The sequence below is a fragment of the Mycolicibacterium gilvum genome (genome assembly GCF_900454025.1).
GTDB classification, from domain to species: Bacteria; Actinomycetota; Actinomycetes; order Mycobacteriales; family Mycobacteriaceae; genus Mycobacterium; species Mycobacterium gilvum.
On the sequence record NZ_UGQM01000001.1, the window covers coordinates 3,475,933 to 3,502,088 of the forward strand.

24 protein-coding genes are annotated in these 26,156 nt (G+C 68.6%); 8 read left to right on the forward strand and 16 right to left on the reverse strand.

The annotated features are described in order from the left end of the window. Nucleotides 1-3: 3 nt before the first annotated feature. Both DYE23_RS16280 and DYE23_RS16285 read right to left on the reverse strand, forming a co-directional pair. Entirely contained in the window at nucleotides 4-990 is a 987-nt protein-coding gene (locus DYE23_RS16280) for a helix-turn-helix transcriptional regulator (RefSeq protein WP_011893969.1), read from the reverse strand. Then, entirely contained in the window at nucleotides 987-2,003 is a 1,017-nt protein-coding gene (locus tag DYE23_RS16285) for a helix-turn-helix transcriptional regulator (RefSeq protein ID WP_081437665.1), read from the reverse strand. Before DYE23_RS16285 ends, DYE23_RS16280 begins: the two co-directional genes overlap by 4 nt. 71 nt (nucleotides 2,004-2,074) lie before the next feature. On the opposite strand from DYE23_RS16285, the gene DYE23_RS16290 reads away from it, so the two are divergent. Then, nucleotides 2,075-2,671: a class I SAM-dependent methyltransferase gene (locus DYE23_RS16290; protein ID WP_115327641.1), complete on the forward strand. Its 597-nt coding sequence runs from the start codon at nucleotides 2,075-2,077 to the stop codon at nucleotides 2,669-2,671. On the opposite strand, the gene pafA is transcribed toward DYE23_RS16290, so the two are convergent. Beyond that, nucleotides 2,655-4,013 carry a Pup--protein ligase gene (gene pafA / locus DYE23_RS16295; RefSeq protein ID WP_011893966.1) on the reverse strand — a complete coding sequence of 453 codons (1,359 nt, stop codon included), beginning with the start codon at nucleotides 4,011-4,013 and terminating at the stop codon, nucleotides 2,655-2,657. The two genes, DYE23_RS16290 and pafA, sit on opposite strands and share 17 nt — an antisense overlap. Nucleotides 4,014-4,126: 113 nt before the next feature. On the opposite strand from pafA, the gene DYE23_RS16300 reads away from it, so the two are divergent. Together DYE23_RS16300 and DYE23_RS16305 are read left to right on the forward strand one after the other, a co-directional pair. Beyond that, a complete protein-coding gene (locus tag DYE23_RS16300) occupies nucleotides 4,127-4,405 on the forward strand; it encodes a DUF7162 family protein (RefSeq protein ID WP_115327642.1) in 279 nt (92 codons plus the stop codon). Beyond that, nucleotides 4,402-6,018 carry an alpha/beta hydrolase gene (locus DYE23_RS16305; protein WP_115327643.1) on the forward strand — a complete coding sequence of 539 codons (1,617 nt, stop codon included), beginning with the start codon at nucleotides 4,402-4,404 and terminating at the stop codon, nucleotides 6,016-6,018. Before DYE23_RS16300 ends, DYE23_RS16305 begins: the two co-directional genes overlap by 4 nt. On the opposite strand, the gene DYE23_RS16310 is transcribed toward DYE23_RS16305, so the two are convergent. The 8 genes from DYE23_RS16310 to DYE23_RS16345 are packed head-to-tail and all read right to left on the reverse strand — an operon-like array spanning nucleotide 5,984 to nucleotide 17,932. Next, complete coding sequence (locus tag DYE23_RS16310; RefSeq protein WP_011893964.1) at nucleotides 5,984-6,787, reverse strand: IclR family transcriptional regulator; 804 nt, start codon at nucleotides 6,785-6,787, stop codon at nucleotides 5,984-5,986. The genes DYE23_RS16305 and DYE23_RS16310 overlap by 35 nt on opposite strands. Before the next feature lie 12 nt (nucleotides 6,788-6,799). Beyond that, nucleotides 6,800-8,647 carry a putative nucleotidyltransferase substrate binding domain-containing protein gene (locus tag DYE23_RS16315; protein ID WP_115327644.1) on the reverse strand — a complete coding sequence of 616 codons (1,848 nt, stop codon included), beginning with the start codon at nucleotides 8,645-8,647 and terminating at the stop codon, nucleotides 6,800-6,802. Then, nucleotides 8,622-10,157 carry a GMC family oxidoreductase gene (locus DYE23_RS16320; RefSeq protein ID WP_115327645.1) on the reverse strand — a complete coding sequence of 512 codons (1,536 nt, stop codon included), beginning with the start codon at nucleotides 10,155-10,157 and terminating at the stop codon, nucleotides 8,622-8,624. Before DYE23_RS16320 ends, DYE23_RS16315 begins: the two co-directional genes overlap by 26 nt. Continuing rightward, entirely contained in the window at nucleotides 10,150-11,670 is a 1,521-nt protein-coding gene (locus DYE23_RS16325; RefSeq protein ID WP_115327646.1) for an APC family permease, read from the reverse strand. The genes DYE23_RS16320 and DYE23_RS16325 overlap by 8 nt, the downstream gene beginning before the upstream one ends. Before the next feature lie 26 nt (nucleotides 11,671-11,696). Further along, nucleotides 11,697-13,196, reverse strand: a complete 1,500-nt coding sequence (locus DYE23_RS16330) for an aldehyde dehydrogenase family protein (protein WP_115327647.1) — start codon at nucleotides 13,194-13,196, stop codon at nucleotides 11,697-11,699. A gap of 26 nt (nucleotides 13,197-13,222) precedes the next feature. Continuing rightward, nucleotides 13,223-14,344 (reverse strand): aromatic ring-hydroxylating oxygenase subunit alpha, encoded by a 1,122-nt coding sequence (locus DYE23_RS16335; protein ID WP_115327648.1) that lies wholly within the window; start codon nucleotides 14,342-14,344, stop codon nucleotides 13,223-13,225. Further along, on the reverse strand, nucleotides 14,341-15,477 hold the full coding sequence (solA, locus tag DYE23_RS16340; protein ID WP_011893958.1) for an N-methyl-L-tryptophan oxidase: 1,137 nt from the start codon (nucleotides 15,475-15,477) through the stop codon (nucleotides 14,341-14,343). Before solA ends, DYE23_RS16335 begins: the two co-directional genes overlap by 4 nt. A gap of 4 nt (nucleotides 15,478-15,481) precedes the next feature. Further along, a complete protein-coding gene (locus tag DYE23_RS16345) occupies nucleotides 15,482-17,932 on the reverse strand; it encodes a GcvT family protein (protein WP_115327649.1) in 2,451 nt (816 codons plus the stop codon). A 543-nt stretch (nucleotides 17,933-18,475) separates the two neighbouring features. On the opposite strand from DYE23_RS16345, the gene DYE23_RS16350 reads away from it, so the two are divergent. Further along, nucleotides 18,476-18,727: a hypothetical protein gene (locus DYE23_RS16350; RefSeq protein WP_011893956.1), complete on the forward strand. Its 252-nt coding sequence runs from the start codon at nucleotides 18,476-18,478 to the stop codon at nucleotides 18,725-18,727. Here the strand turns inward: DYE23_RS16350 and prcA are convergent. The 4 genes from prcA to dop form a co-directional block, all read right to left on the reverse strand. Next, a complete protein-coding gene (prcA, locus tag DYE23_RS16355; protein WP_011893955.1) occupies nucleotides 18,724-19,479 on the reverse strand; it encodes a proteasome subunit alpha in 756 nt (251 codons plus the stop codon). The genes DYE23_RS16350 and prcA overlap by 4 nt on opposite strands. Next, nucleotides 19,476-20,387 carry a proteasome subunit beta gene (gene prcB / locus DYE23_RS16360; RefSeq protein ID WP_011893954.1) on the reverse strand — a complete coding sequence of 304 codons (912 nt, stop codon included), beginning with the start codon at nucleotides 20,385-20,387 and terminating at the stop codon, nucleotides 19,476-19,478. The genes prcA and prcB overlap by 4 nt, the downstream gene beginning before the upstream one ends. Then, nucleotides 20,384-20,578, reverse strand: a complete 195-nt coding sequence (locus DYE23_RS16365) for a ubiquitin-like protein Pup (protein WP_011893953.1) — start codon at nucleotides 20,576-20,578, stop codon at nucleotides 20,384-20,386. Before DYE23_RS16365 ends, prcB begins: the two co-directional genes overlap by 4 nt. A gap of 107 nt (nucleotides 20,579-20,685) precedes the next feature. After that, complete coding sequence (dop, locus tag DYE23_RS16370) at nucleotides 20,686-22,194, reverse strand: depupylase/deamidase Dop (RefSeq protein WP_013471498.1); 1,509 nt, start codon at nucleotides 22,192-22,194, stop codon at nucleotides 20,686-20,688. Between the two features lie 108 nt (nucleotides 22,195-22,302). On the opposite strand from dop, the gene DYE23_RS16375 reads away from it, so the two are divergent. The 4 genes from DYE23_RS16375 to DYE23_RS16390 are packed head-to-tail and all read left to right on the forward strand — an operon-like array spanning nucleotide 22,303 to nucleotide 25,742. Then, nucleotides 22,303-23,469, forward strand: a complete 1,167-nt coding sequence (locus DYE23_RS16375) for a hypothetical protein (protein ID WP_013471497.1) — start codon at nucleotides 22,303-22,305, stop codon at nucleotides 23,467-23,469. Between the two features lie 23 nt (nucleotides 23,470-23,492). Beyond that, entirely contained in the window at nucleotides 23,493-23,939 is a 447-nt protein-coding gene (locus DYE23_RS16380; protein ID WP_011893950.1) for an RrF2 family transcriptional regulator, read from the forward strand. Nucleotides 23,940-23,967: 28 nt separating this feature from the next. Further along, entirely contained in the window at nucleotides 23,968-25,143 is a 1,176-nt protein-coding gene (locus DYE23_RS16385; protein WP_013471496.1) for a hypothetical protein, read from the forward strand. A 44-nt stretch (nucleotides 25,144-25,187) separates the two neighbouring features. Further along, complete coding sequence (locus DYE23_RS16390; RefSeq protein WP_235660590.1) at nucleotides 25,188-25,742, forward strand: hypothetical protein; 555 nt, start codon at nucleotides 25,188-25,190, stop codon at nucleotides 25,740-25,742. Here the strand turns inward: DYE23_RS16390 and DYE23_RS16395 are convergent. Then, nucleotides 25,731-26,057 carry a PASTA domain-containing protein gene (locus DYE23_RS16395; RefSeq protein WP_013471495.1) on the reverse strand — a complete coding sequence of 109 codons (327 nt, stop codon included), beginning with the start codon at nucleotides 26,055-26,057 and terminating at the stop codon, nucleotides 25,731-25,733. The two genes, DYE23_RS16390 and DYE23_RS16395, sit on opposite strands and share 12 nt — an antisense overlap. Nucleotides 26,058-26,156 lie beyond the last annotated feature (99 nt).

Here is a 26,156-nt window from a genome sequence, read left to right on the forward strand (position 1 = left end):
AGCTTACTCGCCGGGCGCGTCGATGCCGACCCGATAGGCCTGCAGCGCGGCGGCGGCCGTCTGCCGGACACGGTCGGCGAGATCAGGCGGTTCGAGCACGCGCACCGCCGCCCCGAAGCCGAGCACGAACCGCGTCATCCACTGGTCCGACGCGTACGTCATCGTCGCCTCGCAGGAACCGTCGGGAAACTCGGTGCGCACCCGCAGCGGGTAGTAGTCGAACATCCACGCCGCGGAACGGTCGATCAGCAGCGTCGCCGTCGGCAGCGACGGATCCGCGGTGTCCGGATCGAACAGCGACGTGTCGGGTCCCGACTGCACGGCGGGCGGCGGCGGCACCGCGGGCTCGTCGAGCACGCGCGCGTCGACGATCCGGTCGAACCTGAACAGCCGTACCGCCTCTGCGGTCCGGCACCACGCCTCCAGGTAGCTGTGGTCGGCGACGAGCACCACGCGGATCGGGTCGACCACCCGGCTCGACAGCATGTCGTGGGACGCCGAGTAGTACTCGATGGCCAGCGCCCTGTCGTCGCGCACCGCGGTCCGCACGGCCGCCGCGGCCTCGCTCTCCAGCGGTGCCGGCTCCTCGACGGCCGCGCCCTCGACTCCGTGGCCGACGGTGCCGGCCGCAGACTCGATCTTCGCGATCGCGCTGCGCGCGGCCTCGGGATCGACCATTCCCGGCACGTCGACCAACGACCGCAGCGCCACCAGTACCCCGGTGGCTTCCGGCGAGGTCAGCCGCAACGGGTGGTCGATGCCCGCGGAGAACGTGACCTCGATGGTGTCGCCGGAGAACTCGAAGTCGATCAGGTCGCCGGGCCCGTAGCCGGGCAATCCGCACATCCACAGCTGGTTGAGGTCCTCCCGCAGCTGCTTGACGCTGACGCCGAGATCCTCGGCGGCTTCGGTGTAGGTGATCCTCGGGTTGGCCTGGAAGTACGGGACCATGTTCAGCAGGCGTACCAGGCGGGCACTGATCGCGGTCACAGCCGATCGGCCCCCTTGCCGGCCTCGACCGGCGCCAGGTGGGCCTCCAGCCGGGCGATGACGTCCTCGCGCAGAGATTCCGGTTCCAGCACCAGCGCGTCGGCTCCGTAGCCGGCGACCTCCCTGGCGAGCCTGTCGAACATGCCGATGTCGACGCTGATCTCCTCCCCGGAACGCCCTCCGACCGTCCTCGGGCCGAGCACCGTGCCCTGGCGGCGCAACGCCGTGGCACGTCCGTCGGCGACCCAGACGGTCGCCTTGCCGGCGGCGGGCCACTCACCGACCACCCTCGCGACGATGGCGCGCAGATCCACCCCGTCGGGTTTACGGACCACCCCGGTGGGGCCGGTCGGCATCACGTCCGCACCGATGCGGGACAACCGGAAGGTCCGCACGTCGTCACGGTCGCGGTCGTGTCCGACGACGTACCAGCGGCCACGATCGGTGACCACGCCCCACGGTTCCAGCGTGCGGGTGACATACGGCTCGCTGCGCGCGGGGCGGTAACTGAACGTCACCGCCCGCCCGGAGTCGATGGCGCTCAACAGGATTCCGAGCACCTCCTCGGAGCCCCGGAGGCCGGGCAGCGCAGCGGTCGAGGTGATCGCCACATCGCCGTCGGGGGCCTCGACCTCGATGCCGGCCGCCCGCAGTTTCAGCAGGGCGCCCTGGGTGGCCGTGATCAGCTCCGGGGACTGCCACAGCTGGGTCGCGACGGCGACCGCGGCCGCCTCGTCGGGGGTGAGTTCCACCGCGGGAAGCGCGTAGGCCTCTCGGTTGATGCGGTAGCCCTCCGCCGGATCCGACGAGGACGCCCGCCCGGTCTCCAGCGGGATGCCGAGGTCGCGCAGTTCGTTCTTGTCGCGTTCGAACATCCGCGAGAACGCCTCGTCGCTGGCCGCACCGGAGTAGCCGTAGACGGTCTCGCGGATCCGGTCTGCGGTGATGAAGGACCGCGTCGAGAGCAACGCGATGACAAGGTTCATCAACCGTTCGACTTTCGAGATCGCCACGGCTACGAGCTTAAGGCGCGCGAGGAATCCTTTTCGACAGGCGATGTGCGCGTCCGGGCACAATCGGTGCGATGAGCACCAGATGGCAGCAGTCCGACAGACCCCGCGGCGAGGACTACGACGCGCGGTGGAAGCGCCTCGCGGCGTCCGGCGCGTCGGTACACGGCGAAGCCGACCTCATCGAGGCGCTGCTGCGCGAGGGCGGCGGGACGCGCGTACTCGACGCCGGCTGCGGAACCGGCAGGGTCGCAATCGAACTCGCGGCCCGCGGATTCGACGTCGTCGGGCTGGACGCGGATCCGACCATGCTGGAGACGGCGCGCGCCAAGGCCCCGCGATTGCGGTGGATCGAGGCCGACCTCGTCGACACCGACGACCACCTGGACGAGACGTTCGACGTGGTCGCGCTGCCGGGCAACGTGATGATCTTCCTGGACCGCGGCACCGAAGCCGCCGTCGTCGCCGCGCTGGCGCGCCGGCTGGCGCCCGGCGGGCTGCTGGTCGCCGGTTTCCAGCTGGGCACGGGACGCCTGACTCTGGACCGCTACGACGAGATCACGGCCACGGCGGGCCTGGAACTGGTCGATCGTTGGGCCACCTGGGACCGACAGCCCTACGACGGCGGCGACTATGCGGTCAGCCTGCACCGGCTCACATGCTCGCGATGAGCCTCTTGACCCTCTCGTCGACCGAGCGGAACGGATCCTTGCACAGCACCGTGCGCTGCGCCTGATCGTTGAGCTTGAGGTGCACCCAGTCGACGGTGAAATCCCGTCCGGCTTCCTGGGCGGCGCTGATGAACTCACCGCGCAGCTTGGCCCGGGTGGTCTGCGGCGGGGTGTTGACCGCCGCCTCGATCTCCTCGTCGGTGGTGATCCGCGCCGCCAGGCCCTTGCGCTGCAGCAGGTCGAACACGCCGCGACCGCGCTTGATGTCGTGGTAGGCGAGGTCGAGCTGGCTGATCTTCGGGTCGGACAGCTCCATGTTGTAGCGGTCCTGATAGCGCTGGAACAGCTTGCGCTTGATCACCCAGTCGATCTCGGTGTCGACCTTCGCGAAATCCTGACTCTCGACGGCGTCGAGTTGGCGGCCCCACAGATCCACCACCTGCTCGATCTGGGTGTTGGGTTCGCGCGACTGCAGGTACTCCACCGCGCGGGCGTAGTACTCGCGCTGGATGTCCAGCGCGCTGGCCTGCCGCCCTCCGGCCAGCCGCACCGGCCGCCGGCCGGTCAGGTCGTGGCTCACCTCGCGGATCGCGCGGATCGGGTTGTCCAGCGAGAAATCGCGGAACGCCACACCCGCCTCGATCATCTCCAGCACCAGCGAGGCCGAACCGACCTTGAGCATCGTGGTGGACTCGCTCATGTTCGAGTCGCCGACGATGACGTGCAGACGGCGGTACTTCTCGGCGTCGGCGTGCGGTTCGTCGCGGGTGTTGATGATGGGGCGGGACCGGGTCGTCGCCGAGGAGACGCCCTCCCAGATGTGCTCGGCGCGCTGCGACAGGCAGAAGGTGGCCGCCTTCGGTGTCTGCAGGACCTTGCCCGCACCGCAGATGAGCTGGCGGGTGACCAGGAACGGCAGCAGCACGTCCGAGATCCGGGAGAACTCGCCGGCGCGCACGATCAGGTAGTTCTCGTGGCAGCCGTACGAATTGCCCGCCGAGTCGGTGTTGTTCTTGAACAGGTAGATGTCGCCGCCGATGCCCTCATCGGCCAGGCGCTGCTCGGCGTCGATGAGCAGGTCCTCCAGCACCCGCTCGCCGGCGCGGTCGTGGGTGACCAGCTGGATCAGGCTGTCGCATTCCGCGGTCGCGTATTCGGGGTGGCTGCCCACGTCGAGGTAGAGCCGGGCACCGTTTCGGAGGAACACGTTGCTGCTACGCCCCCACGACACGACCCGCCGAAAGAGATAGCGGGCGACCTCGTCGGGACTGAGGCGACGGTGGCCGTGGAACGTGCAGGTGACACCGAATTCGGTCTCGATGCCCATGATTCGTCGCTGCACCTCATCGAGACTACAAGTTGTCCGGCTCACAAGGCGGCCGGACACCCGGGATCGGCCGCGCAGGCCTGTGGATAACCCGGTCGGGGGCCCCTTCCGGTCTGCCAGCATGAGCCATGGGGGAAATCGCATCTGTCGATCTGGACCGGTTGCAGGCCCTGGCCGAGCGCTTCCGCGACGTGGCGACGGACGTCGACGGCCTGCGCGTGCCCGGGCTCGACCCGGCGGAACTGCCGGGCGCGGCGGTGGGCCGGGTCGCCGTGGGTGAGCTGGTGTCGCCGGCCGTCAGCGCGGTGGTGCGGCGCCTGACCGAGTGGGCGTCGGCCGCCTGCGCGGCCGCCGAGTCGTTCCGCGACGCCGACGCCGGTCACGGAGAACGGTTCCTCCCCCGGTGAGCCCGACGGTCTCCGCGGCGCGGCGGTGGCGGCCGGACGCGCTGCTCGAGCTCGCCGAGCAGTGTGACGATGCTGCCCGTCGCCTCTGCGACCACATCGACGACTCCGTCACCGCCGCCGACGCGAGCCGCGACTACTGGACCGGCGCCGCCGCCGACGCCGCCCGCGGCGCCGCACGGGGCATCGCCGCCGACGCCGCGAGGGCCGCACACCGTCTGGTCAACGCCTCCGCGGCCGCCCGCGACGGCGCCACCCAGATCGGCGCGGCCCGCGACGATGCCGTCGGGCAGGTCGACGACGCGATGGAGCACGGCTTCCTCGTCGCCGACGACGGGACGGTGACCGTCGGGGCAGATCCTGATCCTCTGCTGGTCGCCCTCGCCGGTGGCCGCGACACCCTCGCGGCCGACCTGCTGCAACTGCGCGCCGACGAGTTGAGCGTGCGCATCCCGGCCGCGCTGGACCGGCTCGGTGCGGCCGACAGCGACGCCGCCGCCGATCTGGTCCGCGCGCTGACCGACACCGACCGGCCGGTCACGCCTGCGCCGACGGTGCCCGCCGGCGCCTGGCCGGTACCGTCCGGTGACGTCGTCGACGGGTGGCCGGCGATGAGCCAGGACAGGATCGCCGCTCAGGTCGCGGCGATGACCGACGATCAGCGCGCCCGGTTGATCGCCGAGTTCCCCCACCAGGTCGGCAACACCGACGGGGTTCCGTGGGACATGCGGGTCGCCGCCAACCGCACCAACATCGCCACGGCGATCCTCGCCGAGTCGGCCGCCGACGCCCCCTCGCGGCGGCGGATCGCGTTCTACCGCAGCCTTCTCGGTGAGGTCGATGATCCGTCCGGCGACACCAGGATCGCGCGGCAGATCCTGGCCTTCGATCCCGGCCGGGCCTCGCTGGTGGAACTGCACGGCGACCTCGGCACCGCCCGCAGTGTCGCGGTGCTCGTCCCCGGGGTGAACACGACCGTCGAGGGTTCGGCGGCCAACGCCGCGACCGCGCGCAGGTTCGTGTCCGGATCGGACGGGCGCCTGGCGATGATCACCTATCTGGGCGGCCCCTTCCCCCAGGTGCACGACCCCGTCACCGCGGTGGCCGCCGCCGACCGGCGCTACGCGCTCGAGATGGCGCCTCGCCTGGTCGCGTTCAGCGAGGACGTGGCCCGGCGCGTACCCGACAGCGTGCTGGTCACGGTGGTCGGCCACTCCTACGGCGGGTCGATCGTCGGGACCGCCGAAACTCTGGGCCTGACCTCGGACCGCACGGTGTTCCTGGCCGCAGCGGGAGCCGGGGTCGGCGTGGACGACCCCGGCGACTGGCACAACCGCAACCCGCACGTGCAGAGGTACTCGATGACGGCGCCGGGCGATTTCATCGAGTTGGTGCAGGGCATCCCCGGTGGTCCGCACGGCGCCGATCCGGACGAGATGGACGGAGTGATCGGCCTGCCCACAGGGTTCTACGACGACGGCGGGCTGGTGGCGGGTTGGGAGGCGCACTCCGGGATGCTGAACCGCCCGTCGGGTGCGTGGCGCACGATCCTCGACGTCCTCACCGGCGATCCGGGGACGCTCAGTTCCGCGTCGTCCATCCCAGCCGGCGGCTGATCTGCTCGGCGGCGGCGACGGTCTGCTTGGCGACCTCGTCGAACCGGTCCACCGCCAGCCGGTACGACGGACCCGAAACGCTCAGCGCGGCAATGACTTGCGCATGAACGTCGTACACCGGTGCGGCGACCGCGTTCAGCCCGACCTCGAGTTCCTCACGCACGCAGGCCCACCCGCGCTCACGAACCGCCGCAAGCTCGTCCTGCAGCTCTGCCAGTCCGCACAGCGTGGAGTCGGTGAACTCGGTCAGCGGCGGACGGATACGGGCCGGCAGTTCGGCGGGATCGAGCCCGGCCAGCAGCACCTTGCCGCTGGAGGTGGCGTAGGCCGGACAGCTCTGACCGACCCACGTGCGCAACGTGATCTCCGAGGGCCCGATGGCCTCGACGATGTTGACGATGCGGTCGGCGTCCAGCACAGCCAGATTCGCCGTCTCCCCCACGCCGGCACTGAGCATGTCGCAGGCCGCCTGCCCGAGTTTCACCAGATCGTTCTGCCCGCCCGCGACGTGGGCCAGTCGCGGGATCGCGAAACCCAGCCGGTACTTACCCCTCTCGGACACCTGCTCGACGTAGCCGCGCGCCTCGAGAACGGCGACCAGACGCGACACCGTCGACTTGTGCACGCCCAGCTCGGCCGCGATCTCGGTGACCCCGGCCTGCCCGTGCGCCGCGACGATCTCCAGCACCTGCAGCGCACGATCGACGGACTGCACGGCCGCCGGTGCATCAGTCGGCGAGGTCGTGGAGGTCTTGTCGTGCTGGGCCATTGCTCAGTGAGCCTATATGCCGGTCAGTCCTGCGCTGCCGACTCGTCGCCGCACGGCGGCGATTTCGCGCAGACCGTCGCCGAGCAGGCTGCGGTTCAACGGCGACAGCTCCGACATCGTGATGATGTCACCCGGCGGGTGCCCGGCCGAGATCTGCTCGACCTGATGGGCCAGCCGCAGGCGCTGCACCATCGCGAACACGTCGCACAGCGTGCGGCTGTCCGCGTCGCGCAGCACCCCGGCCTGCGCCGCGGCCGCCAGCCGGGCCGGGGTGCTCGCCGAGGTGACACCCGCCGAAAGGCCGCCCCAGCGAGCCAGATTCACGATCGGGGCGAGAGCATGGTTCTTGAGGTCGAACGTGCCGCCGCGACGCGACAGCACATCGCGTAACGACCGGGTCCGCATTTTCCCCGCCAGCGCGTCGAGAAGCTGCAGTCTCAGCGCCTCGGGGTTCTTCTCCCGGATGCGCTGATACGCCGCAGGCGCGGTGTGCAGACCCACCTCACCCCACACCACGCGCGCGTCGAGAAGCAGCGACGACATGATCAGGCCGAGATTGCGCAGCGGTTCGTCCACCCATCCCTGGGCGGCGCGCCGCCAGTCCGACTGCGACCGCGCGAACGCCGTCGTGGTCGCGATCGCGCCGTTGCTGTCGGCGGGCAACCCGCAGCCGTCCAGGATGTGGTGCACGTCGGCGGCGATCCCGCGCAATCGTGGCGCTTCGCCGTCGAGGTCGTCGCGCCACGACAGCGCGCTGTCCACATCGGAGGACGGCATCGCCTCGCGGCGCGCGACGCTCCCCAGTGTCAGCCAGGCGAAGCCGCCCACGCCGGAGTTCTCCGGTTGTGCGAGAACGAGTTCGAGGGAGCGACGGACCAGGCTGTCGATGACCACCGACAGGATCGCGCTGGTGGCGGCCGCGTTGGTGCCGTTGCGGAACAGGTCGACGGCTGTGGCGGTGACCCGCCGACCGACCTGCTGCAGCTGCGCCGCGTCGCTCGCCTGCCCGATGGAGCGGCGCAGCAGGAAGCTCTGCCGGGCGGTGGCAGCCAACAGGTCCGCGTCCTCCAGGACACCGATCACCTCACCACGTGGTGTGAGCACCGGCATGTGCCGCAGCCCGCATTCCAGCATCTCCATCAGCACGCTGTCGGCGGTCATGTCGGCCGTCACGGTGCGCGCAGGGGCGCTCATCACCCTGTCGACGGCGACGTCGACGGGCAGTCCGGCGGCCACCACCCGGATCCGCAGGTCCCGGTCGCTGAAGATGCCGAGCCGTCCGTCGGGTAACCGGATCAGCGCGTAGGACACGTGGTGGTCGGTCATCTGTACGACGACGTCGCGCACCGGATCGTCCGGTGCGACCAGCAGCACGTCGCCGTTGACCAGTTCGGCGACGGGGCGGCTGTCGGTCGCGGGGGCGATGGTGGGGCGGTCGGCGGGACGGTTCCATCCCGCCGAGGCCAGAAACGCCAGTCCCGAGGGTTTGGCGAACTGCGCGCGCACCGCCGCACCCGGCAGTCTGACCAGGGTGCTCGGCGAGGTGGTGCGGGCTTCGAAATCGGCGCCGGCACCGGTGAGCAGGGGCAGGTATCCGAAAATGCCGCCCGCCGTGACGACATCGATCAGCGCGCCGTCACCGCTGGAGCGCAGTGCGACCGCGCCGTCGCGGACCATCCAGACCTCGTCGGGCACCCTGGCCGAATAGTCGGCGACCACCGCCGCGGCGGGGAACGCCTCCAGCTGTGCGCCCGCGGCCAGCTCGGCGAGTTCCTCGGCCGTCAAACCCTGGAACGGGGTGTGCGCGGCCAGGAACGTCGGCAGGTCCGCCGGCTCAGCCGGTCCTGATGAGCTCGGCACACTTCTCCGCCATCGTCATCACGGTGATGTTCGGGTTCACCGCAGGAAGTTTCGGCATCGCCGAGGCGTCCACGACACGCAGTCCCCGAACGCCTTTCACCCTCAGCTGGGGATCGAGGACCGCCATCGGGTCCGACGACGACCCCATCCTGGCCGTGGCGGCCGGGTGGTAGACGGTGTTGTGGCAGCGGTGGATGTAGTCGAGCAGTTCGTCGTCGGTCGTCGCGTCGGGCCCCGGTGCGAGCTCCCGGGCCACCCAGGGCGCCAGCGGCGCCTGAGCGGCGATCGCGCGTGCGAGTTTGACCCCGGCGAGCATGATCCGCTCGTCGTAGGAGTCCGGATCGGTGAAGTACCGGGGATCCACCCGGGCGCGGTCGCGGAAGTCCCGGGACCGCAACCGGACGGTGCCCCGCGACCGCCCCTGCGTGACGTTGGGCGTCAGGCAGAATCCGTTGTCGGTGGTCGGGTAGCCGTGCCGCAGGGTGTTCATGTCGAACGGCACGCTGCCGTAGTGCATCATCAGGTCGGGCTGCGCCCGCACACCCTCGGGGATCTCGTCGACGGTGGTGAACAGCCCGATCTCCCACCACTGCGTCGACGCGGTCACCATCGGCCGGGAGGCCTCCCAGAAGACCAGGCCCTCCACATGGTCGTCGAGGTTGGCGCCCACCCCGGGTGAGTCGACGCGGACGTCGATCCCCATCTCGCGCAGATGCGCTGTCGGCCCGATCCCGGAGAGCATCAACAACTTCGGGGTGTCGATGGCGCCGGCGGTGAGGATCACCTCGCGACGTGCCGCGACGGTGTCGTAACCGGTCAGGTCGGCCCGTTGGTAGCGCACGCCGGTGGCACGCGACGCGTCGTCGAACAGGATCTCCGACACCCACGAGTCCGTGCGGACCTCCAGGTTGCTTCGCGTGCCCAGAATCGGGTGCAGGAAGGCGTGACTGGTGGACAACCTGGTGCCGTCGGGGGTCGCGTTGATCTGGAACCAGCCGGCCCCGTTGCGGACGGTCTGGCCGCGGTTGAAGGACACCGTCGGGATGCCGACCTCGGCGGCGGCTTCGAGAACCGCTGTGCCACAGGGATCGTCGGGCGGGACATCGCGCAGCCGCACCGTCTCGGTGAGGCGTTGCACCAGCGGAAGCACCTCGGCGGCGCTCCAGCCGGTCGCACCCATGGCCGCCCACTCGTCGAGTGCCTCGGCAGGCGGGTGGAACGCGATGCACGAGTTGTGCGACGAACACCCGCCGAGCACCTTGGCCCGGGCATGGCGCATGAACGAGTTCCCGCGCTCCTGCGGCTCGACCGGATAGTCCCAGTCGTAGCCGGAGTCCAGCAGTCGCATCCAATCCGAGAGCACCAGGATCGCGTCGTCACCGACGTCGGAGGGACCGGCCTCGAGCAGGCACACCGTCACGTCCGGATCCTCGGACAACCGCGCCGCCAGCACACAGCCCGCGGTGCCGCCACCGGCGATGACGTAGTCGAACACCCCCGCGTCAGCCATCGAGGCTCTCGGCAGCGTGCGACTTCAGTGTGCCGATGTGGTTGCGGCCCTTGACGAAATACCACACCAGACCGGCGCCGAGGATCGCCCCGATGTAGATGAACGCGCCCCACTCGTAATACCAGCCCTCGCCGTAGACCGCCGCGCGGGGCCAGGCGAGGTTCAACGCCATCCCGATGCCCCAGATCACGGCGACGATGTTGACGGGCATCCCCCACTTACCCATGGTGAAGTAGCCGCCCTCCTTGAGATCCGGTGGCGGCCAATGCCCTTGGATCCGCTTCTTCAGCAGCGGCCCCGTGACCATCAGGTAGGCGAGATAGATCATGATGATCGCGATCGACGTCAGCACCGTGAAGATCTGGACGTTGGCGACATTGATGACCAGGATCAGTATCGAGATGATCCCGATCGTCACCGCCGGGACGATCGGGGTCTGGGTCTTCGGGTTCACGGTGGCGAGCTTCTCCCCGAACGGCAACGCATTGTCGCGGGCCATCGCGAACGTCAGCCGGATCGCCGCGGTGTGCACCGCCAGACAGCACACCGTGACCGCGATGACGATGCAGGCCAGGAAGATCGTGCCCAGCGGGCCCCACATGACCTGCTGGACGATGTACTGCAGACCGCCGCTGCTCTCCCCCAACTGCGGATCCTGCAGGTTCGGTGCGGCCATCACCGCGAAGACGAGGATTCCGCCGCCGATCACGAAGGACGCCAGGATCGCCCGCGCGATCGCCTTGGGCGCGGTGCGGCGCGGCTCGACGGTCTCCTCACCGAGCGAGCTCGCGGTGTCGAAGCCGTACATCACATAGCCCGACGCCAGCGAGGCGATCAGGAAGGCGCCGAGGAAGCCCATGCTCTCGCCGGCGCCGTATCCGTTGGTGGAGAAGAAGATCTCGGGGCTGTGCTGCACGTTGATCGCCAACAGGAACACGATCAGCACGGCGGCGATCAACTCGATGAAGACGCCGCTGGAATTGATCCTCGACATCAGGCGCACGCCGAGTGCGTTCACCAGGGTGGTGAACGCGATCAGCAGGGAGCCGAGCAGCACCGCGTTGGCGGCATAGTCGTAGGTGCCGCTGCCGTCGCCGATGATCTGGAATCCGCTCCACAGCCGCGGCAGGTTCAGCTGGTAGGCCAGCGCGACCGCCGAGATCGTCACGATCGACGCCGTCAGCATCAGCCAACCCGACGTCCAGCCCACCAGGCGGCTGGCGAGTTTCTTGCTCCAGTTGTAGACCGACCCGGCCACCGGGTACTTGGCGGCGAGCTCCATGAAGCACAGCGCGACGGCCATCTGACCGACGAACACGAGGGGCCAGGACCACAGGTATGCCGGACCGGCGGTGCCGAAACCGAAGTAGAAAAGCTGGAAGGTGCCGGTCAGGATCGAGATGTAGCTGACGCCCGCGGCGAAGCTCGCGAACTTGCCGATACTGCGGTCCAGCGACTCCTTGTACCCGAAATCCTGCATGCCGCTGTCGGCATGCGGTTGATTGATCACCATGAAAGAGCCTGCCCTTCCCGGACGGACTAGCCTGTGAACCAACCCGCGGCAGCGGGGGCGGTGTTGTGCCAGATATGTTTGATCTCTTGGTATTCCGCAAGGCCCGTCGGACCCAGTTCGCGGCCGTTACCGGACCTGCCGAATCCGCCCCACTCCGCCGCTGCGGTGTAGTAGCCGAAATCGTTGAGCCACACCGTGCCGTGCCGCAGTGCCCGCACCACACGTTCGCCCCGCGCCGTGTCCGTGGTCCGGACACCGGCGGCGAGACCGTATTCCGTGTCGTTGCCGAGGGTGACCGCCTCGGCCTCGTCTGTGAATCGTTCCACCGTCAGTATCGGGCCGAACGTCTCCTCCTGCACGATCCGCATCGAGCGGTCACATCGGTCGAAGATGGTGGGTCGGTAGAAGTAGCCGCCGGCGAGCACCGGGTCCTCGGGTCGGCACCCCCCGGCGATGAGCTGCGCCCCCTCGGAGATACCCAGCCGCACATAGCTTTCCACCTTGTCGCGGTGCTGCGCGGAGACCAGCGGACCGGTCTCGCTGGCGGGGTCCAGACCGTCACCCATCCTGATCGTCGCGGCGCGGGCCGCGAGGTCGGCGACGAACTCGTCGGCGATCGACTCCTCGATGATCAGCCGGGTGCCGGCCGAGCACACCTGTCCGGAATGCAGGAACACTCCCGTCAGGACATGGTCGACGGCTGCGTCCCACCCGGATTCCCTGCCCGCGTCCCTGATGTCGGCGAAGACGAGGTGCGGATTCTTGCCGCCGAGCTCGAGGGCGACCTTGGTGACGTGTTCGGCGGCCGTCCGTGCGATGGTGCGTCCGGTCGCGAGACCTCCTGTGAACGAGATGAAGTCGACCTGCGGGTTGTCGGTCAGCGCCGGGCCCAGCGTCGCACCGCTGCCCTGGATCAGGTTGACCACCCCGGGTGGCACCCCCGCCTCGTCGAGCAGTTTCGCGAAGGCGATCGTCGACAGCGGCGTCACCTCACTGGGCTTCGCGACCATCGTGCACCCCGCCGCCAACGCCGGGGCCACCTTCCACGACATCTGCAGCAGCGGGTAGTTCCAGGGCGCGATCAGCACGCACACCCCGATCGGCTCCCGGATCACGCGGCTGATCACGGCGGGGTCGCCGACGTCGACCACCCGCTCGGCCTCGGAGGCGACCAGGTTGGCGTAGTAGCGGAACACCGACGTCACATCGTCGATGTCGATCCGGCTCTCGGCCAGGGTCTTGCCGGTGTCGACGGTTTCCAGCCGCGCCAGGTCCTCCTTGTCGCGCTGCAGCAGATCGGCGATCCGCTGCAGCAGAGCCGACCGTTCGGCGACCGCCGTTGCCCGCCAGCCTCCCTGGTCGAACGCAGCCCTGGCCGCGGCGACGGCGTCGAGAGCATCCTGGGGAGTCGCCTCGTCCACGACCGCCGCCACCGCGCCGTTCGCCGGATTGATGATGTCGCGGGTGCCACCGTCGCAGGCATGGCGCCACGCGCCGCCGATGCACAGGTCGGGATCGCCGTCCATCGCCTACCGAACTCCCTCGCGTCGGGTTACACCGGAGTGGCCAGTCGGGACACTACCCATCGATGGAACTCCGCGAGGTGGTGTTCGGCCGGAACGAGTACACCGCCGCTGCGGTAGGCGCGCGAGGACATCGCCGGCTGGGTGCGTTCGCACGCGTCGAAATCCTGCATGTTGACCCGGTGGAACAGCTCCACCGACCGTGACACATCCCGACCGGAACCGAGCACCTCACGGGTGTAGAGCCAGTCGCATTCCACGACCGTGCGGTCTGCGGCGACCGGATACATGCGATGGAAGATCACGTGGTCGGGCACCAGGTTGATGAAGACCGTCGGTTTCACCGTGATCGCGTAGTACCGGCGATCCTGGTCGTCGGCGATTCCCGGTAACCGCTCGAAGCCCGCGCCTCCGTCGACGGTGAATCCCGCCACCTCCGAGCCGAATTCGGCGCCGAGACCGATGTTCGCCTGCGCGGCCTGGCCCTTCGCGAACTCGGGCAGCACGTCGACGAGCTCGGGGTGGATGGAACTGCAGTGGTAGCACTCCATGAAGTTCTCGACGATGAGCTTCCAGTTCGCCGCGACCTCGTAGACGACGCGGTGACCGACGTCCAGTCCGCCGATGCCGTAGCGGTTGATCGCATCCGCGTCACCCAGCGTCCTGGTCGCCTCGGCGACCACGTCCTCGAACGGCGGCGGGGTGTCCGACAGGCACACCCAGGCGTAGCCGAGCCATTCGGTCAGGGCGACCGGTATCAGCCCGTAGCGGTACCGGTCGATCGGCGAACCGGCGTCGTCGGTCAACGTGCCGATGTTGGGGGCGGCGACGAGCTTGCCGTCCAGGGCGTAGGTCCAGGAGTGGTACGGGCACCGCAGCGTGCGCCTGACCTCGCCCTCGGATTCGCTGCACAGCTGCGCGCCGCGGTGCCGGCACACGTTGAGGAAGGCCCGCAGCAGGCCGTCGCGACCGCGTACCAACAGGACGCTCTCGCGGCCCACCTGAACCTTCGTGAACCTTCCGGGCTTTTCGAGGTCGCTCGTGCGCACGGCGCAGAACCACATGTTCTCGAAGATGCCCTGCTGCTCGGCGGCGAACACTTCGGCGCTGGTGTAGTAGTGCCCTTCGAGGGTGGCCATGAGTGCGGTCATCGGGTCGTCACCAATCTGCGGGGGTCGAACAGCGAGATCGGATGCGCCGTTGCACCGGAGATGGCCAGATCGGCGAGGATCTCCCCCACCACCGGCACGAATTTGAAGCCGTGGCCCGAGAATCCACACGCCACCGTCACCCGTTCGCTGTCGGGATGGCGCGCGATGACGAAGTGCTGATCGGGCGTGTTGGCGTACATGCAGGTCGCCGAATGCACGCACGGACCGTCGAGCGCCGGCAGCAGCTCGGCGACGCGGTCGCGCATTTCCCGCACCTCGTGGTCGTGCACGGTGCGGTCGATGGTCTCGGGCGTGCATTCGACGCCCTTGCGGAAGAAGGCGACCTTCACCCCGCCTCGCGGGCCGTCGATCGCCGGGAACCCGTAGATCTGTGCGCCCGAGGCGTTCTCGTCGATGAAGATCGGATGATCGACGAACGACGCGGTGCCGCCGACGGGGTCGAGCCAGTACAGCACCTGTCGTTCGACGGTGATCGGGATGCCGAATTCGGCCAGCAGCTGCGGAGCCCACGCGCCCGGGCAGATCACGAGCTGACCGGCGGTGAAGGTCTCACCGGGGGTGCGGACGGTGACGCCTCCGGAGCTTTCCGACCAGTCGAGCACGTCGGCACCGAATCGCAGTGTGGCGCCCGCCTTCTCGGCCAGGTCCAGGTGTGCCCGAACCGTCAGCTCTGGCCGGGCGAAGCCGGCGTTGGCTTCGTAGAGTCCGACGTCGCCGGGGTGCGGCGTGAAGTTCGGGAACCTCGCGCGCACCTCCTTTCCGTCGAGAAGATCGTGCGGCAGGCCCCATTCCCGGCTCGCACGCAGACTGCCGGCAACGGTCAGGCAGTCCGGTGGACCGAGGAACAGACCGCCGGTCATGCGGTACACGTCGCGGCCACTGTCCGCGGCGAGGCCGGCCCACAGCTCGTATGCCCGCAGGAGCAGCGGCACGTAGGCCGGGTCCTCGAAATAGGACTGCCGGATGATGCGTGAGCCTCCGTGGCTCGATCCCCTGTCGTGCGCAGGGGTGAACTTCTCCAGCCCGAGCACCCGCTGCCCTCGCGCGGCCAGGTGGTATGCGGCGGCGCTGCCCATTCCGCCGAGACCGATGACGATGACGTCGTACGTCATGTGCCTACCTCTTGATTCGCGACATATCGGGGTCGACGACGGGCTCGGCGTGCACCGTCGCGGAATATGTGACGCCGCGGTAGGCCACGCTGACGGTCTCCCCGATTACGAGACCCGCCGGGAGCCACGCGTAGGCGATGGTCCGCCCGATCGTCGCCGAGTAGCCCGCACTGGTGACGTAACCGACACAGGTATCGCCGACCGACACCGGTTCCTTGCCGAGCACGGCGGCATCGGGATCGTCGAACACGATGCTGCGCAACGTCGCATCCGGCGACCCGGCCGTCAACAGCGCCTGCCTGCCTACGAAGTCCCCTTTGTCGACGCGGACGGCGAAGTCCAGACCGGCTGCAGCGGGCCGATGTTCGGCCGTCATGTCGGTGCCCCAGCTTCGGTAGCCCTTTTCGATCCGCAGGCTGTTGAACGCGATACGGCCGGCGGGAATGATGCCGTGCGCGGCACCGGCCTCGTCGATCAGATCCCACAGCGCAGAGCCGTACTCGGCGCCGGCGTAGATCTCCCAGCCCAGCTCACCGACATAGGACACCCGCATCATGACCACCGGGATCGCGCCGAGGTGGGTGTGCATCGCCCGGAAGTACGTGAAGGCCTTGTGGGACAAGTCGTCCGGACACAGCGGGGCGATCACCTCACGGGCCCGCGGCCCCCACACCCCGAGGCAGCAGGTGCCGCCCGTGATGTCGCGGACCACGACGCCGGGGGGCTTGTGCCGTGAGAGCCAGTCGAAATCCATCGGAGAGTTCGCGCCGACCTGGAAATGCTCGGGGCCCAGCCGGGCCACGGTGAGATCGCTTCGGATACCGCCGCTTTCGTCCAGCAGCAGAGTGTAGGTGACCGAACCGACGCTCTTGTCGACGTTGTTGGTGGTCATCTGTTGCAGGAATGCCGCAGCGCCGGAGCCGGAAACCTCGTAGCGGGTCAGCGGGGTCATGTCGTACATCGCGACGCACTCGCGCGTCCAGTGCGCCTCGGCGATCGAGATAGGCGACCAGTTCCTCGCTGCCCATTCGTCGCGGTGCGGGACGGCGAGCCCGTCGTCGAAAATTCGTTGCGCCAGTATGTCGTTGGCGCCGTACCAGGCTGGGCGTTCCCAACTTCCGCCTTCGTAGAAGGACGCGCCGAGCTCACACTGGCGGGCGTAGAACGGGCTGGTGCGCAGGCCGCGCAGCGCGGTGCGGTACTGGTGGGGGTGGATCACGTCGTAGACCTCGACGAAGGCCTGCGCGCTGGTCTGCGCGATGAGGCGGGGGCTGCGCGCGACATCCTCGAACCGGTACAGGTCGCATTCGTGAGTGTCGATCGTCGGTGTGCCCTCGATGATCCACTCGGCCGTCGCCCTGGCCACTCCCGCCGAGTGGGTCACCCATACTGCTTCGGCGACCCAGAACCCCGCGAGGTCGCGGTGCTCGCCCATGATCGAGAAGCCGTCGGTCGTGAACGAGAAGATCCCGTTGAACGCCTCTTCGACCTTCGAATCCCGCAGTGCGGGAATCAGATCGGTGGCCGCATGCCACGCAGGTGCGAAGTCCTCCTCGGTGAACGGGAGCATCGACGGCATCGCCTCGCCCGCGGTGTCGGTCAGCAGCGTGGTCATGTCGACCGGCATCGGCCGGTGCATGTACGAGCCGATGCCGAGACGGTCGCCGTGTTCACGGAAATAGAGATCCTGATCCTGATGGCGCAGGATCGGCAGGCCGGCTTCGGCGATCTCGGTGTTGCGTCCCACCAGCTCGGCGATCTGGCCGGAGCGCGCATACTGGTGGGCCATCGGCACCAGCGGGAGTACCAGTCCGACCTGGCGGGCGAGCTGAGCACCCCAGAAACCCGCGGCGCACACCACGATGTCGGCGTCGAGCGTTCCGTCGGCGGTGCGTATCCCGGTCACGCGCCGACCGTCGTCGAGGATGCCGAGCACCTCGGTGTGCGGCCGCAGGGTCGCGCCCCTGGCTTCGGCGCGGCCGGCCTGGGCTTCGGCGGCGCGCAGCGCTTTCGCCAGACCGTCGGCCGGCGTGTGAAAACCCCCGAGGATTCGATCCCGGTCGACGAGCGGGTGAAGCTGACCGCACTCCGACGGGGTGAGCAGCCTGCCGTCGATTCCCCAGGACTGCGCCCAGCCTGCCTTCCGGTGCAGGTCGGCCATCCGCTCGGGCGTGGTGGCGACCTCCAGACCACCGACCGGGTTGAAGGCCCAGCCGCCCGGATGCTGCAGCGCGGCGAACTTCTCGACGGTGTAGCGGGCGAAGGCGGTCATCGTCTTCGACGGGTTGGTCTGGAACACCAGCCCGGGCGCGTGCGACGTGGATCCGCCGGTGGCGAACAGAGGTCCGCGGTCGACCACGGTGACGTCGGTCCACCCGCGCGCGGTGAGTTCGTCGGCGAGCGAGGTACCGACGATGCCGGCACCGATGACGACCACTCTGGGGGTTCTTGGCATGTCCGGACCGCTTCCCGTCGGACGGTGATGAGATGAAGGATGTGAGTTGTTGCGTAGAACGCAACATTGCGCGTTATACGCAACAAATCATCCACCCTCACCCAGCCGCGCGCAAGACTTGTCGCCGCCGTGTCACATACTCGCGGCGAGATCCAGCGACCAGCCCGATCGCGGACCAGAGCACAGCAGCACGGAGGGACCACCCGTCGTCATGACGTCAACAAACGCTGACGCGTCACCCGATGATGACGCCCCACAATCGAAGGCCAGCCAACCCAAGCCCTTCTGGCAGGACAACCCCGAGATTCAGGCGATCATCGCCCGCACGATGGCCGACATCGAGAGCACGCCCCCGCGGCCGATCACCCTCAGTCCCGCCGAAATCCGGGATATGAACGAGTTCTTCGGCGAGGACTACCTCGAGTGCGAGTCGTCAACAAAAGCTGACGCGTCACCCGAGATGACGCCCCACAATCGAAGGCCAACCAACCCAAGCCCTTCTGGCAGGACAACCCCGAGATTCAGGCGATCATCGCCCGCACGATGGCCGACATCGAGAGCACGCCCCCGCGGCCGCCCATCGACTATCCCGACCCGATCCTGCACGACGCATGGACCGGCAGCAGCGTGCGCGAACTGCGGGATGCCCGAGACGATCTCACTCGTGCGAAGGCCCGCTATGACGAAGCCGTCTGCGCCGCACGACGCAAGTGCCTGTCCTGGGGACAGATCGGCACGATCCTCGGCGTCTCCCGCCAGCACCTGCACCGGCGGTATCGGGGACTCGTCGACTAGGCGTCGGGTTCGGCAGCGCCTTCGGAATCCTGCGAGTCGTCCTTCGTATCCGCCTGTGGCAGAAGCGCTTCCAGCGCGGCACCGGTGATCCGGCGAAACGCGCGCCGCGGCCGGTTCGCATCGAGGATCGCCACCTCCAGCGTGGAGGGTCCGAGCGTCCGCGGTTCTGCGCCATTGCCTCCGGCGCCCAACGCTGCCACCGCGATCCGCACGGCGTCCTCCAGGCTGGCGTTCTCGGCGTAGGACTCGTTGAGCGCGGTCGCGATCGGCTCGGTGGTACCGCCCATGACCACGAAGTGCGGCTCGTCGGCGATCGATCCGTCGTAGGTGATGCGGTACAGCTCGGGCGCCTTGGTCTCGCCGTAGTGGGCGACCTCGGCGACGCACAGCTCCACCTCGTAGGGCTTGGCCTGCTCGGTGAAGATCGTGCCCAAGGTCTGCGCGTACACATTGGCCAGCTGACGCCCGGTCACGTCACGCCGGGAGTACGCATACCCCTGGGTGTCGGCGAACCGGATCCCACCACTGCGAAGATTGTTGAACTCGTTGAACCGGCCGACCGCAGCGAAGCCGACGCGGTCGTAGAGTTCGCTGACCTTCTGCAACGACCGGGACGGGTTCTCCGCGACGAACAGCACACCGTCGGCGTACGCGAGCGCGATGACGCTGCGGCCGCGGGCGATGCCCTTGCGCGCGAGCTCGGAACGCTCACGCATCGCCTGCTCGGGCGAGATGAAATACGGGAAACTCACAGCTCGTCACCTCGGACAGGTGCGTGGTCGGGACCGAACGTGTCTGCCCGGGAACGGTTTTGGATGATCTCACGGCACATGTCGGCGATCTGCTGCTCGGCGATCTCAACGGCGCCGTCGGCGGTGATCACCACTGCGGTCGGGAAGATCCCCCGCACGAGATCCGGTCCGCCCGTGGCGGAGTCGTCATCGGCCGCATCGTAGAGCGCCTCGATCGCGACCCGCAGCGCGGAGTCGGCGTCGGTGACCTGCGAGTAGAGCTTCTTCATCGACGACTTGGCGAAGATCGAGCCCGAGCCGACCGACTGATAGCCCTCTTCTTCGAGATTGTGTCCGCCCGCGGCGTCGAAGGAGACGATGCGTCCTGCGCCTTCGGGATTCGGATCGTCGAGGTCATACCCGGCGAGCAGAGGCAGTGCGACGAAGCCTTGCAGCGCCGCACCGAGATTTCCGCGGACCATGGTCGCGAGGCGGTTCACCTTGCCGGGGAACGTCAGCGCGACGCCTTCGAGCTTCTCGTAGTGCTCCAGTTCGACGGCGTACAGACGCGCGAACTCGACGGCGATGGCGGCTGTGCCGGCGATACCGGTGACGGTGTAATCGTCGGTGATGTAGACCTTCTGCACGTCGCGGCTCGCGATCATGTGGCCCTGGGTGGCGCGCCGGTCACCGGCCATCACCACACCACCGGGGAATTTCAGCGCGACGATCGTGGTGCCGTGCGGCACGGCGTCGGACGGCGTGACACCGGGCGAGCCGGAGACGGGCAGCAGATGCGGCGCCTGGGTGCGCAGGAAATCGGAGAACGACGACAGGTTCACCACGCCACGCGACATGGCCGAGGACGCGTCGAAAGCGCCGGGTAGAGCGGACGGGAAGGCGGACGTGTCTCTATCCGGCCAGGTCACTGTCCACCCTTCTGTACATACGCACGGACGAAGTCCTCGGCGTTCTCCTCCAGGACGTCGTCGATCTCGTCCAACAGGTCATCGGTCTCTTCGGTCAGCTTCTCGCGGCGCTCCTGCCCGGCGGCCGTGCTGCCGGTGGGGTCGTCGTCTTCCCCGCCCCCGCCGCCACGCTTGGTCTGCTCCTGAGCCATTGCTGCCTCCTGCGTAAGTATTCCCACCGTGCGACGGGAAACCGACCGCTATCCCGCCGGTTTCTCCACCCTACCGGTCGGCCGACGGATTACCGGGGATAGCTCGCTCAGTTTGTCAGCTGCTCAACGAGTTCGACAGCGCTGTCCACCGAATCGAGCAGAGCGCCCACGTGAGCCTTGCTCCCCCGCAACGGTTCGAGGGTCGGGATCCGCACCAGCGAATCACCGCCCAGATCGAAGATGACCGAATCCCAGCTGGCGGCAGCGATGTCGGCCCCGAACCGGCGCAGACACTCGCCGCGGAAATACGCCCGGGTGTCGGTGGGCGGGTTGTCCACGGCGTCGAGCACCTGCTGCTCGGTGACGAGCCGCTTCATCGAGCCGCGGGCGACCAGTCGGTTGTAGAGGCCCTTGTCGAGGCGCACATCGGAATACTGCAGATCCACCAGATGCAGCCGCGGCGCGTTCCAGCCGAGGTTCTCGCGGTTGCGGAACCCTTCGAGCAGCCGCAGCTTGGCCGGCCAGTCGAGCAGGTCGGCGCACTCCATCGGATCCCGTTCGAGCAGATCCAGGACGTGGGCCCAGGTCTCCAGCACGTGCGAGGCCCGCGGGTCGGGGTCTCGGCTGTCGACGAGCTTGGCGACGCGGTCGAGATAGATGCGCTGCAGCGCGAGCGCGGTCATCTCCCGCCCGTCGGCCAGCGCGACGGTCGCGCGCAGTGAGGGATCGCGCGACACGACGTGCACCGCGTGCACGGGGCGAGCAAGCGTCAGATCGGAGAGCTCGAGTCCGATCTGGGGGCCTTCTTCGATCAGATCGAGGACCAGAGAGGTGGCTCCGACCTTCAGGTAGGTCGACGTCTCGGCCAGGTTCGCGTCACCGATGATCACGTGCAACCGGCGGTACTTGTCGGCGTCCGCGTGGGGTTCGTCGCGGGTGTTGATGATCCCGCGCTTGAGCGTGGTCTCCAGCCCGACCTCGACCTCGATGTAGTCGGAGCGCTGCGAGAGCTGGAAGCCCGGCTCGTCGCCGGAGGGCCCGATGCCCACGCGACCCGACCCGGTCACCACCTGGCGGGACACCAGGAACGGCGTCAGACCCGAGATCACCGCTGAGAACGGCGTCTGGCGGCTCATCAGGTAGTTCTCGTGGGTGCCGTAGGACGCACCCTTGCCGTCGACGTTGTTCTTGTACAGCTGCAGTTTCGCCGCACCCGGCACGCTCGCGACGTGTCGTGCCGCGGCTTCCATGACCCGTTCGCCGGCCTTGTCCCAGATCACCGCGTCCATCGGGTCGGTGACCTCGGGTGCGGAGTACTCGGGGTGGGCGTGGTCGACGTAGAGCCGGGCGCCGTTGGTCAGGATCATGTTGGCGGCGCCCACCTCGTCGGCGTCGACCACCGGCGGCGGCCCCGACGAACGGCTCAGATCGAATCCGCGGGCATCGCGCAGCGGCGACTCCACCTCGTAGTCCCACCTGGTGCGCTTGGCCCGCTGGATGCCCGCGGCCGCGGCGTAGGCGAGCACCGCCTGGGTCGAGGTCAGGATCGGATTCGCGGTCGGATCGGTCGGCGACGATATGCCGTACTCGACCTCTGTTCCGATGATCCGTTGCATGCGTGCCAGCGTAGAGGTTTGTCCCGACGGCGAGGTCACGAGCCCGACCGGCGACACGAGGGCGAGGTCACGAGGCCGCCGCTGCGGTCGTGGTGAGATCGATCCGCCATGACCCCCACGAGCGTCCAACGCCTCGCCGCCGAACGCTGGTTCCTCGACCGCGGCCTTCCCGCCGTGCTCCGCCCCGGCGTGCTCGTGCAGCGGGTGTGGACCCGCTCGGCGCCCGCGCTGGCGGCGCTGGCGGTCGCGATGGCGTTCTCGATCCTCGTCGTCGGCGTCACCGGCAAACACACCATCGACATCGACGGCACGCCGACGCGGACCGAGTGGTTCGTGCTCGGGGTGGTGGTGGTGGTGCTGCCCACGGCGGCTTTCGTCGGCTGGCTCGTCTCACGCAGCGACGACGTCCGGCTGCGTGCCGTCGTGTCGACGGCGTCGGTCGGTGTCGGGATCCTCGGCGCCCTCTACGGCGGGCCGAGCCCACGGGTGTGGGCGGACCTGGTCGCCGAGGCCGTCATCGTGGCGCTGATCCTCCTCGGCACCGCCAGCGGGGGCGGCGCCATCCTGGGCTGGGCGGTGCGCATGATGCTGGGCAACCTGGCCTCGGTGGGCAACCTGTTGCTGCGCGCGCTCCCGGTGATGTTGTTGACCGTGCTGGTCTTCTTCAACGGTCCGGTGTGGACCATGGCGGCCACGGTCCACCGACCCCGGCTGTGGTTCGCCCTGGTGTTCCTGATGACGATCGCCGTGTCGTTCCTGCTGTCCACCATGATGGCCGGCGTCCGACCGATCCTGCTGCCCGACGCCAAGGCGGAGCAGGACGCCGCGGCGCTGCGCGGAACGCCGTTCGAGACCATGCCGGACCGCCCGCGACGAGTCGACCTGTCGCGGTCCGAACGGCTCAACGTCGGTTTCGTGCTCGCGCTCTCACAGATCGTGCAGGTGCTCACCGTCTCGATCGTGACGGGGCTTTTGTTCTTCGCGTTCGGGCTGATCCTGATCAGCCCGGAACTGCTGGCGGCCCTGACGGCGAACGGGTCTCCCGACGGGCGGTTCCTGGGCATGACGCTGCCGGTTCCCGACGCCCTGATCCAGGTCTCGATGTTCTTGACCGCGTTGACGTTCATGTACCTGGCCGCGCGGGCCGTCGCCGACAAGGAGTACCGAACCCAGTTCCTGGATCCGCTGATCGAAGATCTGCGGGTCACTCTCGTCGCCCGCGACCGGTACCGGACGGTGACCGCCGACCCACCGCCCGGAAATACGCCTTCGTGATGCGCAATTAGTAGGCTGCGAACATGCAACTCACCAGGTTCACCGATCTGGGGCTGCGGGCGATGATGCTGCTGTCGGCCGGCGAGTTCGCCGACAAGCGGGTGACCACGGGCCGCATCGCGGCGAGCGCCGGCGCCTCGGAGAACCACATCGCCAAAGCGGTGTCCCGGCTGGTCGAGCTGGGGCTGGTGGAGGCCCGGCGCGGACGCATCGGCGGATTGTCACTGACCGAGGCCGGCCGCACCGCCTCGGTGGGATGGCTCGTGCGGGAACTGGAAGGCGACCGGGAAGTGGTCAACTGCCAGGGCGAAACGGCCTGTCCGCTCATCGCGGGCTGCCGCCTGCGGCATGCGTTGGCCCGGGCCAAGGAGGCCTTCTACGCCGAACTCGACAACTACACCGTCAGCGACCTCGCGCGAAGTCCGACGCTGAGCCTGATCCAGCTGGCACCCCCGACCTCGGCGCGCTGACAGGACCGCACGCAGGTCCTGGCGCACAATGTGTCCCGTGTCCGACATGCGGCCGGTCCACGACTGGTTCCTGCAACGCGGGCTGCCGCTGGTGCTCCCCCGGCGGGTGCGCGCACGCAAGCTGGTGCAGCGATCCGCCCCGATGGTCAGCGCGGTCGGCGCACTGACCGCGGTGACGATGCTGCTGGCCGACGTCACAGGCTCGGACCCGGACTACGGGTACGCGGTGCGGCTCGGTGCCATCGCGGTCATCCTGATCGCCGCGCCGTTCGCGCTGGAGATCCTGCACCGGCTCGGCACCCGGATGGGCGAAGCCCTGCGCCGGTGGGCGGCAGTGCTGGTGATGACGATCTTCGTGGTGATCATGCCGCTGACGGTCAGCGGCTGGTCGGGCACCGCCGCCGCCGAGGCTCCGGTGTTCATCGTGATCTCACTGCTCGCCGTCTGGCTGACCTACCTGGGTTTCGGCTCGATCGCGTTGTGGGCGTTCAGGTTCGCCTGGGTCCAGGTCGGCGCCCTGGGCACCCTGATGAGTCGCGCGCTGCCGTTGCTGATGCTGACCGTCGTCGTCTACTTCACCGGCGAGTTGTGGCAGCTGTCGGCTCGGATGTCCCGCGAAAGACTGTGGCAGACCATCGGATTCCTGAGCCTGGTGGCGCTGCTGTTCATGGTGGCCACCATCCGCGACGAGGTCCGGGCGCTGCGACAGGAGCGGTCCGAGCGTGACGACGACGCCACCGCCCTGCTCGAGGACACCCCGCTGGCGTCGATCCACACCGGCCCGGCGGCCCGTACCCCGCTGTCGCTGGCCGAGCAGGCCAACGTCGTCGCGGTCATGGTCGTCGCCCAGGCCATCCAGGTGGTGCTGTTCACCGCGGGCCTTTTCGTGTTCTTCCTCGCGCTGGGGATGATCGCGATACCCGATGACGTGACGGTGCTGTGGTCGAGCGAGCAGACGTGCGCGGTGGGCGAACCCCCTTGTGCGGGAACCTGGTTCGGGGTGCACATCCCGATACCGCAGACCGTGGTGCACATGTCGTTGTTCGTCGCGGTGCTCTCCGGCCTGTATTTCACGGTGAGCACCAGCGTGGACCCGCTGTATCGTGAGCGGTTCTTCGAACCGCTGATCGGCGACGTCGCGGTGAGCCTGGCGGGCCGCGACGCCTACCGCGCGGTCGGGCAGCCGGATAGATTCACGGCGTGAGCTCACTCTTCGGCCGCCGCTACGGCGAAGTCCTGCTCGTGCGCATGGGCGACGCGGGTCCGGAGGCGACGGTGTTCAACACCTACCCGCTCAACGACTGCCCCGCCGAGTTGTGGAACCGGCTCGATGCGCAGGCCATCGCCGCCGAACACCACTGTGCGGCAGCGTTGTTGAACGGGCCGCGGTACTGGCTCATGAGCCGGATCGAGAAAGTTGGCGGCACCGAGACGCCTCGCGAGACCTTCGGCGGGATCGAGATGCTGCAACAGGCGACGGTGTCCCTGTCGTCGATGAACCCGTCGCCCTACTCGGTCAACGAGGTCGACCGCAAAGCGGTGTTCGTCTACGACCCGGGGACACCGGTCTTCGAGCTGATCGATCCCGAGGACCGCTGCTGGGTGATGCAGACCTACAGCCAGACCGTCGATCCGGAGCTCTCCGTCGACGACCTTCCCGGACTGGGTGACCGCCTCAACCTGCCGGACGGCTGGCGGTATCGCGCGCGGACACTGGACCAGACGGTGCGGGTGGAAACCGCCACCCGAAAGGCACGCGTGCTGCAGGACGATCTGGCGAACAGCTACTCGCTACTCGGATGAGGCACACGCGCCGGGCCTGGCCACCGTCAGGGTCGGTGGCGTGTCGTCCGGGATCACGGTGCCGGCCGACGGCGACTGCGTACACACCTGCCAGGAGGTGAGGTTCTCCTCCTCGAAGACAGGACCCTCCGCGGTGGTGGCCGCGGGGAGGACGACTCCGTCGCTGGCGGCCAGCACGGCGTTGCGGGCGTCCTGCAGCAGTTGCCCCGTGACATCGGGCATCACCCACTGATCGGCCGCTGCGGGCGCCGCGGCCGCGATCGCCGCGGCGAAGACCAGAGAAGTCGCACCGGCGAGGCGCACGTGACTTTTCATCGCACTCTCCCAGGGTCGCTGACCTGTACCAGCCTGAAGTTACGCCTGTACAGCGCCGATGGGGCGAGTTGAGAAGAATCCGGGCCCGGGGCCGTACCC